Source organism: Streptomyces sp. NPDC002206 (genome assembly GCF_053593595.1).
In genome coordinates, this window is record NZ_JBSFCW010000002.1 from 347299 (window position 1) to 360358 (window position 13060).

The following is a 13060-nucleotide window of genomic DNA, read 5'->3' on the forward strand; positions in this document are numbered from 1 at the left end:
ACAGGGTATTCCTGGCACGAACGCCTCCCGCGGCTTGAGCAGCAGTGGCGCGCCGAGCTCTCGCGGTGCACTGCGTCTCAACGGCGCGCTTCAGGACCCCGGTTGCTGAATCGCGACGTCACCCGTGTGAAGGTAGCCCTCCGCGCGTCCGCAGCGCGGGGGCCGACGGCGGAGCGGTGATCGCGAAGCGCCGGCGGCGATCGTGTTGGTGGCCACGACGGACGGCATCCGGCCGGAACTGCCGCCGGTCTGCGGCCTGTCCGGGCCCACCGCGCACCGGCGGTTCACCCGGTGGAGCCGGGCTTCGGACCGAGCACGTCCAGGTCGGCCGGTGGGGGCCGACCTGGACGTCATGATCAGACGAGGTCGAACCGGTCGAGGTTCATCACCTTGTCCCACGCCGCGACGAAGTCCTTCACGAACTTCTCCTTCGCGCCATCGCTCGCGTAGACCTCCGCGAGCGCGCGCAGCTCGGAGTTCGACCCGAAGACGAGGTCGGCGCGGCTGCCGGTCCACTTGACCTCGCCCGTGGCGGCGTCGCGGCCCTCGAACGTATTCGCGTCCTCGGACGTCGCCTTCCACGTGGTGCCCAGGTCGAGCAGGTTGACGAAGAAGTCGTTGGTCAAGGACCCGGGGGTCGTGGTGAGGACGCCGAGCGGCGACTGCTGGTGGTTCGCGCCCAGGACGCGGAGGCCACCGACCAGGACCGTCAACTCGGGGGCGCTCAGCGTCAGCAGGTTCGCCTTGTCGAGCAGCAGGTACTCGGCCGGCAGCCGGTTGCTCTTGCCGAGGTAGTTCCGGAATCCGTCGGCGGTCGGCTCGAGGGCGGCGAACGACTCCAGGTCGGTCTGCTCCTGCGACGCGTCCACGCGCCCCGGCGTGAAGGGGACCTGGACCTCGAAGCCGGCGTCCTTGGCGGCCTGCTCGACGCCCGCACCACCGGCGAGCACGATCAGGTCGGCCAGCGAGACCTGCTTGCCGCCGCTCCGGGCCGAGTTGAAGGACTCCTGAATCCCCTCGAGGGTGCGCAGCACCGTCGCCAGCTGGTCGGGGTCGTTGACCTCCCAAGCGCTCTGCGGCTGGAGACGGATGCGCGCGCCGTTGGCGCCGCCGCGCTTGTCGCTGCCGCGGAAGGAGGAGGCAGAAGCCCATGCGGTGGACACGAGCTGGGACACCGACAGGTCCGAGGCGAGGATCCGCCCCTTGAGGGTGGCGATGTCCTCGGCGTCGATGAGCTGGTGTGTCACCTCGGGGAGCGGGTCCTGCCACAACAGCACCTCGGCGGGGACCTCCGGGCCGAGGTAGCGCACGATCGGACCCATGTCGCGGTGGGTCAGCTTGAACCACGCCCGGGCGAAGGCGTCCGCGAACTCGTCGGGGTTCTCGAGGAAGCGTCGCGAGATCTGTTCGTAGGCCGGGTCGAAGCGGAGCGAGAGGTCGGTCGTCAGCATCGTCGGGGCGTGGCTCTTCGAAGGGTCGTGGGCGTCGGGGACGGTGCCCGCCCCGGCGCCGTTCTTCGGCCTCCACTGGTGGGCGCCGGCGGGGCTCTTGAACAGCTCCCATTCGTGGCCGAACAGGATCTCGAAGAAGCTGATGTCCCAGGTCACCGGGGTGTTCGTCCATGTACCCTCGAGACCGCTGGTGATCGTGTCACCGCCCTTACCGGTGCCGAAGGAGTTCCTCCAGCCGAGACCCTGCTCCTCGAGCGAGGCGGCCTCGGGGTCGGGGCCGACGCTGTCCGCCGGGCCGGCGCCGTGGGTCTTGCCGAAGGTGTGGCCGCCCGCGATCAGGGCAACCGTCTCCTCGTCGTTCATCGCCATCCGGCGGAACGTCTCACGGATGTCGCGGGCCGCGGCGAGCGGGTCCGGATTTCCGTTCGGCCCCTCCGGGTTGACGTAGATGAGGCCCATCTGGACTGCACCGAGAGGGTTCTCCAGCTCACGGTCCCCGGTGTAGCGCTCGTCGCCGAGCCAGGTGGTCTCAGGACCCCAGTACACGTCCTCGTCGGGTTCCCAGACATCCGCACGACCGCCGCCGAAGCCGAAGGTCTTGAAGCCCATCGTCTCGAGGGCGACGTTGCCGGCGAGGATCATGAGGTCGGCCCACGAGAGGTCCTGGCCGTACTTCTTCTTGACCGGCCAGAGCAGGCGGCGGGCCTTGTCGAGGTTCCCGTTGTCCGGCCAGCTGTTGAGAGGGGCGAAGCGCTGCTGGCCGGCCCCGGCGCCGCCGCGGCCGTCGCTGATCCGGTAGGTGCCCGCGCTGTGCCACGCCATCCGGATCATGAACGGGCCGTAGTGGCCGAAGTCGGCGGGCCACCAGTCCTGCGAGGTCGTCAGCACCTCTGCGATGTCCCGCTTCACTGCCGGGAGGTCAAGAGTTTTGAACGCCTCGGCGTAGTCGAACTCCTCGCCGAGGGGGTTGGCCACGCCGGGGTTCTTGGCAAGGATCTTCAGGTTGAGCCGCTCCGGCCACCACTGGCGGTTTCCGCCGCCTTGGGTCGGGTGCGGGGCGCGCCCGTGCGCCACCGGGCAGCCACCTCCGCCCTCCGCCTTCGCGTCTACGACGATTGCATCATGGTTCTCAGACATGGGAATCCTTCCGGACCAGGCGGATCACGGTGCTCAGGAACTGTGGACGGCGGAACAGTTGGGCAGGGGCCCCGGTAGTCGGCGTCGGCCTTGTCGATCGAGAAGGCTTGGCCATCGGACGCGACAGGAGCAGGGGGCCTCGCCGACCGCGCAGTCGACGTCGACACGATGCGTCCCTCGAACCGGGCCGGGCTTCCGGCCGGTTCGATGCGGCGTACGAGTCGCGCCGAAGTGAGCGCGCGGAGGGTCTCACAGACGTGAAGGGAGATACGGCCCACGCGATCGCGCACCCTGGCGGTGATCGTCTCGACACCGAGGTGGTCACCGTCCTGGACGGCCTCAAGCAGCGCGACGCGGGCGGCTGTGACCCACAGGCTGGCACTGCGCAGCTCCTCGGGGGTGGTCCGGCACGGCTCTTTTCTCCTGCGGTTCTGGAGTCTTCCTGTCCCTTGGCTATCAACGAAACCGATCCTACAATGGACAGAATCCAAGTCAAGAAGCGCGCCAAACCCATATCCAGCAGGAACCCGGACGTGCGTCGGCAACTTCGGGTATCCAACCGAACCTGAATAGGTGAACCGATATGAGTGACCTGCTGGAGCGACTGCGAGGGCGTGACTGGCGGATGACCTCCCAGCGGCGTGTCGTTGCGGAGGTCCTTGATGGTGAGCATGTGCATCTCACGGCCGACGAGGTGCACGCCCGTGCGGTACAGCGACTGCCCGAGATCTCCCGGGCGACCGTCTACAACGCCCTGGGCGAGCTGGTCGCTCTCGGTGAGGTCGTGGAGTTCTCCACTGACGGCCGCGCAAAGCGTTACGACCCCAATGCACAGCACCCGCACCAGCACCTGGTGTGCTCCAGTTGCGGCATCATCCGCGATGTCCACCCGACCGGCAATCCGCTGACCGACCTCCCGGCGGAGGAGCGGTTCGGCTTCACGGTGTCCAAGGTCGAGGTCACCTACCGCGGGTTGTGCCCGTCGTGCGCCCAGGCCGTGTCTGATCATTGATCTTGTGATGGGGCGCGGTGAGTCGACGGATGTGGCAGGGAGCCGGACTGTGCCGTTGCTGCCGGTGGGCAAGAAGCCGGGGCTGCCTCCCGTCTCGTCGAGCGAGGACTGACAATGCACTCCGCGTAAGGTCGGCATGGTGATTGAGACCATCGTCTTCGACATCGGCGAAACCCTCACCAGGGACGACCGGTACTGGCAGTCCTGGGCGGAGTGGCTCGACGTCCCACGGCACACCGTCAGCGCTCTCGTCGGGGCCGTCGTCACCCAAGGCCGCGACAACACGGACGCGTTGAGGATCCTCCGCCCCGACATCGACGTCGGCGCCGAGTACCGTGCGCGCGAAGCCGCCGGCCGGGGCGAGCACCTCGACGAGACGGACCTCTACCCGGATGTTCGGCCGGTCCTCGCGGGACTTCGCAAGCTCGGCGTCCGCGTCCTCGTCGTCGGGAACCAGACCGAGAAGGCCGGCATCTTGCTGCGTGCCCTGGACCTGCCCGCAGACCTCGTCGTCACCTCGGCGGAGTGGGGGGTCGCGAAGCCTGATCCGGCATTCTTCCAGCGGGTTCTGCAGGAGTCCGGTGCTGCTGCTCACGAGACGGTGTACGTCGGTGACCACCCTGCGAACGACGTGTTCCCCGCCAAGGCGGCCGGGCTGCGCGTCGCCCACATTCGCCGTGGACCGTGGGGGAATTGGTGGGGTGCCGACCCGGACGTCATTGCAGCCGCGGACTGGTCCATCAACTCACTCACAGACCTGACCGCCATCGTCCACGAGTGACACAGCCGGATGGCCCCACCTGAGAGCTTGCGTCCAGGTGGGGGCATCCGCGTATCCGAGGCGTAGCCGCACAGCAGGTGCGGTACGTACACGCATCCCCACTGCCGCAGCGCCGCCCGCCCCCGATATGACTCGAGAGCAGCTCGCCGAGGCGGCGGGCCGCCTCGTGCTCCCGGCGCGGCTGAATCTCCGGACGCGGTGGAGCCGCTCGGTGGTGCCGTCGCCGTCGAGGGCCTTGGACACCGGGGTTTTCACCGGCCATCCGGATTCCGTCCGCCTGGCGGTCGGCTGCCGGTGGCCCGGGCAGGGCTACCGTGCGCGCATGCTGGTACCGGACGCGATCGCCGACCCGCGCCGCTGCCGGTGGCTCGGGTTCGCGGGCTCGCTCGCGGTCGCGGTGGGCGGGCTGACTGCAGGGGCGTTGCCGGTGCGGGACGCGGTGGGGCCGTACGGCGGGCGACTGGGCCTGGCCGGTGCGTACTTCGGACTGGTGCTGCTGGTCGCCGCGTGGTGGTGGCTGGGGCGGGCGGTGCGTGGGCCCGAACCACCGGGGGAGCGGTTCCTGTTGGTGACGCTGGGGATCTGGGCGGTGCCGCTGGTGCTGGGTCCGCCGCTGTTCAGCCGGGACGTGTACAGCTATCTGGTACAGGGCACGATGGCCGCCGCGCACATGGACGTGTACGCGCACGGTGCCGACCGGCTCGGCGGGCCGCTGGCCGCCGAGGTGCCGCCGATCTGGCAGCACACGCCGACGCCGTACGGCCCGGTCTTCCTGGTCGTGGCCAGGGCGGCGGTACCGCTTGGGATCGTCGGCATGCGGCTGGTGGCGCTGTTCGGCGTCGCCCTGATGATCGCCTTCCTGCTCGTACTCGCCGAGCGCTGTGGCACCGACCGGTCGGCCGCGCTCTGGCTGGGCGCGCTCAACCCGCTGCTCCTGCTGCACCTCGTCGCGGGCGCGCACAACGACGCGGTGATGCTGGGGCTGCTCGTCGCGGGCCTGGCTGCGGCGTCCGGACGGTGGCCGGTGGCGGCCGCGGTGCTGGTCACGCTGGCCGCGCTGGTGAAGGTGCCTGCCGTGCTGGGGCTGTTCGCGGTCGCGTCGATCTGGTCGAACAGGTTGCACGGGCGTGCCCGGCTGGTCAGGACCGGACTTGCCACCCTCGCCGTCGCGGTGGCGACCACGATGGTCGCCACCGCCGCCACCGGCACCGGCTACGGGTGGATCGGCGCCCTCGGCACCCCCGTCTCCGCCCACAACTGGTCCCTCACCGGTACTCTGGGCCGCCTCACTGGCGCCGTGCCCGCCTGGCGCTTCCTCGGTGTCGCCGCGATCGCCGTTGTACTGCTCCTGGTCTGGCGCCGTCGCAACGGCCTCGGCCCGGTGTACGCCCTCGGGCTCGGCCTGGCCGCTGTCGCCCTGCTCGGCCCCGCGATCCGTCCCTGGTACGTGCTCTGGGCGCTGTTTCCCATCGCGGCCGCCGCACCGCGCGGCCGGGTGCGACGCTGGGCAGCCGCCGGCAGCTGTGTGCTCGCCCTCGCCGTTCTCCCGGATGGTTTCGCCCCGGACCTACGGCAGTTGATGCTTGCGGTGAGCGGCGGCGGACTGGCGGCGCTGGCCCTGCTGACCTGGCGGGCAGCGGCCCGGCCGCAGGCCGCCGACGCCCCGGGCACGTTGCCGTGAGCCAGCCGCGGCAGCTGCTCCGCACCGTGGTCCCGGTCGTCGGCGCCGTGCTCTTCATGGTGACGGTGCCGTACTACCGGGGCTGGTTCGACCTCTACGTCTACTACGGGACCGTCGACGACTGGATCCGGCACGGCGGCCGGATCTACGACTACCTGCTGCCCGGGACCGGATACGGCTTCACCTACCCGCCCTTCGCCGCCGTCTGCATGCTGCCCATGCTCCTGGTCGGGCGCACCGGCGCGGTGGTGGGCTGCGTGCTGCTCAGTGCGGCTGCGTCGGTGCTGCTGTTGCGCGGTCCACTGCGCGCACTGCCCTTGGGCCGAGGAGGGTTGGCGGTGACCGGGTGCCTTTTCGTGATGTTGGAGCCGGTGCGGGACACCTTCAGCCTGGGTCAGGTGAATCTGCTGCTGATGGCGCTGGTGTACGCGGACGGCGGGCGCGGCCGTTTCGCGGGCGTCGGCATCGGCCTGGCGGCGGCGTTCAAGCTCACGCCGGGCATCTTCATCGGGTACCTGCTGCTCACCGGCCGCCGCCGGGCTGCTGCGGTCGCCACGGGTACGGCGGTGGCAGCAACCGTGATCGGTGTGCTGGTGGCGCCGCGCGCGTCATGGGTGTTCTGGACCCGGGCGCTGTGGGACACGCACCGGGTCGGTGCTTTGGACTACGTGTCCAACCAGTCGCTCCAGGGCGCGCTGGCCCGGTTGGGCGCGCCCCGCCCGGTGTGGGTGCTGGCCGTGCTCGCGGTGCTCGTCCTCTGGGCGTACCGGGTGCGCCGGGCGACCGCGGTCGGTGACGACGAGGCCGGCATGGCGCTCACCGGCCTCGCGGCATGCCTGGTCAGTCCGGTTACCTGGGTGCACCACCTGGTGTGGGCGGTGCCCGCCATCGCGTTGCTCGCCAGAACCGGCCGTCGTGCCGTTGCCGCAGCCCTGTACGTGGTGCTGTGCAGCAGTGTCGTATGGCTATGGCGTGATGACCCGTCCGGCGTGGACGGTTTCCTCGGCGGGAGCACGTACGTCTGGATCTGCCTGGGGCTGCTGGGGCTGTGGCCGCAGGCGTCCTCCCGGCTTCCGTCGCGTAGCTGTGCTCGGCGCGCGGACGAACCGGGTCTGGAGACAGCGCCCTGAGCCGGCCGGGCGCCGGCTCGCCCTCGGGCCGCACGTGCTCCTCGGCGGCCCATCGATGCGCTGGCGGTGACCGTGTGGTCGACCCGCCTGTCGTGAGACACAACCGTCGCACGGCCGGCTTTCAGACCACCTTCGAGCGCACCAGGGCGCCGAGTACCAGCGCCCCTGGGATCAGCGGCAGCCATACCGTGATGATGCGGTAGCCCAGGACCACGGAGCCGGCGGCGGTGACCGAAGCCCCGGCGGCGACGAGAGCGACGACCAGCGCCGCGTCGACGGAGCCGATGCCACCGGGCGTCGGGACGGCGGCGGCCGCCATGCTGGCGGCGAGGTACGCGATCGCGACATGGATCACGGGTATCGGTACGCCGACGGCCAGCGCGACCGCGACCAGTCCGGCGGCCTGCAGGACCGGGAAGGCCAATGAGCCGCCCCACAGGGCCAGCGCCCGGGCGGGCCTGGCATGCAGCGCACGTGCGTCGGTCAGAGCGGTGCCCAGAAAGGCACCGACGACCCTGCGGAGCGGGCGTATGGCGACCACCGCGAGCACTGCCGTGCAGACCAGCCCGCCCGCTGCCCAGACGAGCGGGAGGGCAACCGCTTTCGGGACGAGGCCGTCCAGTCGGAGCGCGTCGGGGTAGGCGGTCAGCAGCGTGAGCAGGAGCACGACCCGGCCCGCTGCCTCCGCCAGCAGGTACAACGCGAGTGCGGCCGAGGACTGGGTCAGCGGGATCCCGCAGCCCCTGAGGAAGCGCAGATTGACCGCGCCCGCGCCCAATCCGGCCGGCAGGAGGTGGTTGGCGGCACCTGAGGCGAACTGGGTGGCGAACAGCCGTCCGGCGGGGAGCGATTCGAGCACCGCGCCCTGGCGCGCGAAGGACACCGCGACCCAGCCCAGCCCGGTGACTGCCAGCGCGGCCAGCAGCCAGTAGCGGTTGGCGGTGAGGAGTCCGCGGCCGCCGGAGGCGATGACCGGCCAGTTCAGGACCACCCAGACGCCGATGACAGTGATCGGGACCAGGCAGGCGATCCGGCGCAGGAACGGCATGCGGGGTAGGGCCATCGGTCTCGGTCGTCCCTGGTCGTCGTGCGCCCGTCGAGAGCGGGCTCGCCGACAGCGTCCCCGGCCTGCGCGACGTCCCGGCGTCGTGTGGCCGACGCCCGGCGGGCGGGGTGGTGGCCGGAAGGGGAGCCGGCACCGCGCAGGCGGCATCGGCTCCGGTCGTCTCCGGCCCGCCCGGTGTCCGCGGGACTGCAGGTGGGGCCGCGGACCATGCTGCTGTGCTCTGTCCGCTGTCGGATGCCCCGGCCGAAGGTGACCTCGGCCCACCGGCCGGAGGACGCAACACGGCCCGGGAGCGACAACCGCGTGGCTCCCGGGCCGGGCACCGGACTCAGGCGGCCATCCGGCCGCCGCTGCGGCCGGTTACGCGAACGGGGCCATGAAGTCCTTCGGCGTCAGCGCCCGGTCCACGATGCGGGTGTCGCCGATCCAGCCGTAGAAGCTCTGGCCGAACTGCTCGGCGAACTGGGTGCCGCCGATGACGAACGGCTTTCCGAGCGTCGCGATGCCGGTGGCCGGCTGGGACGGGTTGCGGGCGATCTTCGACCCGTCGACGTACATCACCGTGCGGTGACCGTTGTTGACGACCGCGATGTGGGTCCAGCGGCCCACGGGCAACGCGTGGCTCCATGAAGTCGGGTCGGCGTCCTGGACGTGCGGGTAGAGCACGAACTGCAGGAAGCGCTCAGGCGTGACATTGAGACTGCAGGTGGGCTCCTCCGTCGACCAGCCGGTGGTTTTTCCGGCGTCGCCGTTGCGACCCTCCCAGCTGAGGATGCCCATCCAGGCGTGGTCGCCTTCGAACGGCTCCGGCAGCTTGATGAAGGTCTCGATGGTGAAGCCCGAGGTGAACGTCAAGCTGTTCAGCGGCGCCTGGGCGGCCGTGGTGAGGATCGCGCCCCGGTCCGGCGACTTGCCGCCGTCGAAGCGGAGGCTGGCGTGGGCCGACTGCTCGGTATGGTGGTCGCCCGACCAGGTGAGGGCCTTCGAGGTGCTGTCGTGGAGCAGTTGGACCCGGAGGTCGTTTCCGTGCCCGGACAGGTCGCGTGCCACGGTGCCCGCGGCCACCGCGGAACCGGCATGGCCGGCACCCGCGAGACCGGAGGAGTCGAACCGCCAGTAGGCGACTGTGCCCCGCGGCATCACCCGGGAGGCCGGTCGCGGCGCCGGGGGAACCACCGGGGCGAATCCCTGGAAACGCTCCGCGAAGTCGATGTCCAGCGAGAACCGGTCCACCGGACCGGTCAGTTCGATGGTCTCCGCCTCCAGCGGCGTGCGCTTCTCCGGGTCGCGGGCGAGGAACCACGGGGAGAACGTCTCGACGTCGACGACGTTGCGGACCAGGTCGAAGGAGTAGAGCCGGACCATGCCTGCACCGCCGTAGTAGCGGTCCTGGTAGTTGGTGATGTGCACATGCACGTCATGGCCGGCGTCGTTGGTGAGCACGGTGCGCCCCGGAGGCCAGTAGTGGCCGCCGAGTGCCATGAAGATCTGGTCGTTGCCGCGGATGATGCGGTCCCAGAGCCGCTGCCCGTTGTCGGACAGGTGCGCCTGGCCGTTGTCCTCGGCCCAGGCGATGTCATGGGTCGTGAGGATGGCCGGCAGGGTCGGGTGGGCGTCGAGGACGCCCTGCGCCCAGGCCAGCCCCTTCTCGGAGGCGCGCCAGTCGAGGGCGAGTACCAGCCACTCGCGCCCGGCCGCCTGCAGCACGTGGTAGCTGTTGTAGCCGTCGGGCGATGCGCCGCCGAAGGTCGGCATGGAGGTGAAGCGCTGCGGCCCGAACGCCCGGAGATAGGCGGTGTCACCGCGTTGGTCGTCGGTGCCCGAGTTGATGTCGTGGTTGCCGGCGAGGACGCTGTAGGGCACCTTGCCGTGGATGGTCCGGAAGGTGTCCGCCGCGAGACCGATCTCCTCCTCGCTACCGTGCTCGGTGACGTCGCCCAGGTGCGTCATAAAGGCGATGTTCGCCTCCTGGCGCTGGGCCACCAGGTAGTGGAACGTCTCCTTCAGCGGCTCCGGGTCCGCGCTGTCCGCGTCGAAGAGGTACTGGGTGTCCGGCAGGACCGCCAGTGCGAAGCGCGGGCTCTCCGCGTCGAAACGGTGGCTGCCGGAGCCGGCCGTCGATGGCTGCGCCGTGGCGGCCTGCGCGGACTGCGTGCCCAGCACCGTGCCGGCCGCTCCGACCGCCGGTACGGCCAGCGCCGCCTGCAGCAGGCTGCGGCGACCCGGTCCGGGATGACTGGTTCTGTTCATGCGATCTCCCTGAAGTACCCCGTATGACAGCAGGGATGATGCTGATCGCCGATAGCCGGACGGTGACGGTGGTCCGAACCACAAGGGCCGGATGGCGGGCGCCTTCGGGCGGCCAGGCGCGCGGTGCCGGTGACTTTGCGCGTCGTCGCGGCGGTCGGTGATCTCCCGAGCGTGTATCGAAAGTGGATCGGTGGCTGGGCCGCTTGGAGGGAAAGGGCCAGTCCGCGCGTCAGTTGCCGTCAGCCGGCTTTCCATCAGGCAGCATGCGGCCATGGCACAGAAGATGAGCGACGCCGAGTGGCGCGCATTCGTCATGTCCGGCACCCGGACCGGCAAGCTCTCCACCGTCCGCGCGGACGGCAGCCCGCACATCGCCCCCGTCTGGTTCCTGCTCGACGGCGATGAGCTGGTGTTCAACACCGGTCAGGACACGGTCAAGGGTCGCAACCTCGCCCGGGACGGCCGGGTTGCGCTGTGCGTGGACGATGAGCGGCCGCCGTTCGGGTACGCGGTACTGCAAGGTCGCGCGGAGCTCAGCGACGCCCTCCCGCAGCTCCGGGAGTGGGCCACCCGGATCGCGGCCCGTTATGTGGGCGCCGACCGCGCGGAGGAGTACGGCGCCCGCAACGGCGTCCCCGGCCAGCTGCTCGTCCGGGTACGGATCGACAAGGTGCTCGCCATGTCGGGCATCATCGACTGAAGGGCCGCTCGTGGGGTGGGCATCAAGGGCAGCGGCGTGTCGTGGTCAGTGGACCCGCGGTCCGGCCTCCGTGGCGCGCACCGGATCGGCCGGGCCGCCCGGGGTCCTGCCCTTGAAGACGACCTCGCAGGAGTACTTGGTCTTCACGTCCAGAGGTACCAGTACGGCCTTGGGGATGTCATTGCAGCGCGCGTGGTCGATGCTGTCGCGGTAGTTGCCGTACAGCAGGCGTGCGACGCCGTCGCTGGTGAGGATGCCCATGTCCGGGACCGCGTCGAATTCCACAACATTGTCCGACCAGCCGGACTTCTTGCCGATGGTCACATTCCACACCACCTTCAGGCCCTCGTAGGTGGTTGTGCAGCTCGCCCGCGTACCGCTCTTCGATTCCAGGCCCTTGGGGCACTCGGCAGTGGTCTTGCCTGTGGCCTGAGCCATTTTGAGGGTTTTGAGACGCAGTTCGTACGCCAGATTCTCGTCGAACGGGGCGTCGTCGGCCGGGGAGGGCTGCGGCTCCATCTCCGGCTCCGTGTGCGGCTCGGTCAGCTTCTGCGGCAGCACGGTAGGGGCTGGTGCCGACTGTGCACCCTTGTCCGAGCCGGAACTTCCATTCGCGCATCCCGTGGCCAGCAAGCCCGCCACACCGACAGTCACAACGATCTTCATCCGCATGGCCGTCACCCTATCGATCACACATACGTGACGCCGACGCGGTGCTGATGGTCGATGAGACCGGCCCTGCCTGCCCGGGCACCGTGCCGGCCAGGCACCTCTTGGCCGGCTCACTCCCTGTGTATTGGCCGACCTTTCATCGCTTCGTCACCTGGCGGCGTTCGGCCCGGTCGCCGCGCGATTCAACCTGGTTGTGATGGGCATGCCAATCACAGTCGCGTGCCCCCGCCACGCGTCGACCAGGAGGACGCAGTGAAGAACAGAGCACGGACCCGCAAGGTCTCGCTCGTCGTCGGCAGCGCCATCGCGCTGGTCATCGCTGTACCCGGCAGCGCTCTCGCTGCCCCGCCCACTGCCCTGCCCGCGAACGCGGACGGACTGGAGCAGACGTTCCAACCCGCGTACGACTACGACACGGACGGCTGCTACGCCACTCCCGCCATCGGCCCCGACGGGTCCATAGCCCCCGGCCTCAACACCACCGGGGCCGTCAACGGTCAGTGCCGTGACTCCTGGGACCTCGACAACACCAACGGATACGCCCGCTACAAGTGCAACAACGGCTGGTGCGCCATCATGTACGGGCTCTATTTCGAGAAGGACCAGGCCGTGGCCGGCAGCGGGCTCGGCGGGCACAGGCACGACTGGGAGCACGTCGTGGTATGGGTGCAGAACAACGAGGTCCGCTACGTATCCACCTCCGCCCACGGCAACTTCAACGTCTACGGTCGTGACCAGATCCAGTGGGACGGAACGCATCCCAAGATCGTCTACCACAAGGACGGCGTGAGCACGCACTGTTTCCGCCCTGCGAGTTCTGGTGACGAGCCGCCGGAGAATCACTACCACACGTGGCAGTTCCCCAGCCTGGTCGGCTGGAACGGCTTCCCCGCGGGCCTGCGGGACAAGCTGAGCCAGGCCGACTTCGGTAGCGCCGTCTTCGGCCTCAAGGACGGCAATTTCAACTACCACCTCGAAAGGGCCAAGCCGGCCAACATCTCATTCGACCCCAACGCCTGACGGGTGGGCGGGGATGGGGGCGGGTGCGGCACGGGCAGCCGCAGACCCGCCTCCTGACCCGCCGGCCCGACGGATGCCCCGCGCCGCCGCCGACTGGTCGAGCGAGTCATGCGGCGGCGGAGGCAGGGCTCCCGGTCACCACCGGTCGTGCTGGTGACCG

The 13060-nt window shown here is 70.0% G+C and carries 10 protein-coding genes and 1 pseudogene; 6 read left to right on the forward strand and 5 right to left on the reverse strand.

Annotation, left to right across the window (positions count from 1 at the left end; all coding sequences use genetic code 11):
* Positions 1–356: 356 nt before the first annotated feature.
* A complete protein-coding gene (gene katG / locus ACWCP8_RS06480; RefSeq protein ID WP_451114539.1) occupies positions 357–2588 on the reverse strand; it encodes a catalase/peroxidase HPI in 2232 nt (743 codons plus the stop codon).
* Positions 2558–2977, reverse strand: a pseudogene (locus ACWCP8_RS06485) (Fur family transcriptional regulator). Before ACWCP8_RS06485 ends, katG begins: the two are co-directional and overlap by 31 nt.
* 194 nt (positions 2978–3171) lie before the next feature.
* Between ACWCP8_RS06485 and ACWCP8_RS06490 the strand changes: the two are divergent.
* The 4 genes from ACWCP8_RS06490 to ACWCP8_RS06505 all read left to right on the forward strand — a co-directional run bounded on the left by ACWCP8_RS06490 (position 3172) and on the right by ACWCP8_RS06505 (position 7192).
* A complete protein-coding gene (locus ACWCP8_RS06490) occupies positions 3172–3600 on the forward strand; it encodes a Fur family transcriptional regulator (RefSeq protein WP_267008551.1) in 429 nt (142 codons plus the stop codon).
* Between the two features lie 139 nt (positions 3601–3739).
* Complete coding sequence (locus ACWCP8_RS06495) at positions 3740–4381, forward strand: HAD family hydrolase (RefSeq protein ID WP_352268691.1); 642 nt, start codon at positions 3740–3742, stop codon at positions 4379–4381.
* A gap of 322 nt (positions 4382–4703) precedes the next feature.
* The gene (mptB, locus tag ACWCP8_RS06500) at positions 4704–6062 is read left to right on the forward strand and encodes a polyprenol phosphomannose-dependent alpha 1,6 mannosyltransferase MptB (protein WP_352268590.1); all 1359 of its coding nucleotides are present in this window, start codon (positions 4704–4706) and stop codon (positions 6060–6062) included.
* A gap of 56 nt (positions 6063–6118) precedes the next feature.
* Positions 6119–7192 (forward strand): glycosyltransferase 87 family protein, encoded by a 1074-nt coding sequence (locus tag ACWCP8_RS06505; protein WP_451114901.1) that lies wholly within the window; start codon positions 6119–6121, stop codon positions 7190–7192.
* A gap of 121 nt (positions 7193–7313) precedes the next feature.
* Here the strand turns inward: ACWCP8_RS06505 and ACWCP8_RS06510 are convergent, their stop codons facing one another.
* Both ACWCP8_RS06510 and ACWCP8_RS06515 read right to left on the reverse strand, forming a co-directional pair.
* Complete coding sequence (locus ACWCP8_RS06510; protein WP_451114542.1) at positions 7314–8255, reverse strand: lysylphosphatidylglycerol synthase transmembrane domain-containing protein; 942 nt, start codon at positions 8253–8255, stop codon at positions 7314–7316.
* Positions 8256–8618: 363 nt separating this feature from the next.
* The gene (locus ACWCP8_RS06515) at positions 8619–10508 is read right to left on the reverse strand and encodes a LamG-like jellyroll fold domain-containing protein (RefSeq protein WP_451114543.1); all 1890 of its coding nucleotides are present in this window, start codon (positions 10506–10508) and stop codon (positions 8619–8621) included.
* Between the two features lie 271 nt (positions 10509–10779).
* On the opposite strand from ACWCP8_RS06515, the gene ACWCP8_RS06520 reads away from it, so the two are divergent.
* Positions 10780–11208, forward strand: a complete 429-nt coding sequence (locus tag ACWCP8_RS06520) for a PPOX class F420-dependent oxidoreductase (protein WP_352268595.1) — start codon at positions 10780–10782, stop codon at positions 11206–11208.
* Between the two features lie 45 nt (positions 11209–11253).
* Here the strand turns inward: ACWCP8_RS06520 and ACWCP8_RS06525 are convergent, their stop codons facing one another.
* Complete coding sequence (locus tag ACWCP8_RS06525) at positions 11254–11880, reverse strand: hypothetical protein (RefSeq protein WP_451114544.1); 627 nt, start codon at positions 11878–11880, stop codon at positions 11254–11256.
* A 252-nt stretch (positions 11881–12132) separates the two neighbouring features.
* Here ACWCP8_RS06525 and ACWCP8_RS06530 point away from each other — a divergent pair, with 252 nt between their 5' ends.
* Entirely contained in the window at positions 12133–12900 is a 768-nt protein-coding gene (locus ACWCP8_RS06530) for an NPP1 family protein (RefSeq protein ID WP_451114546.1), read from the forward strand.
* Positions 12901–13060: the final 160 nt, after the last annotated feature.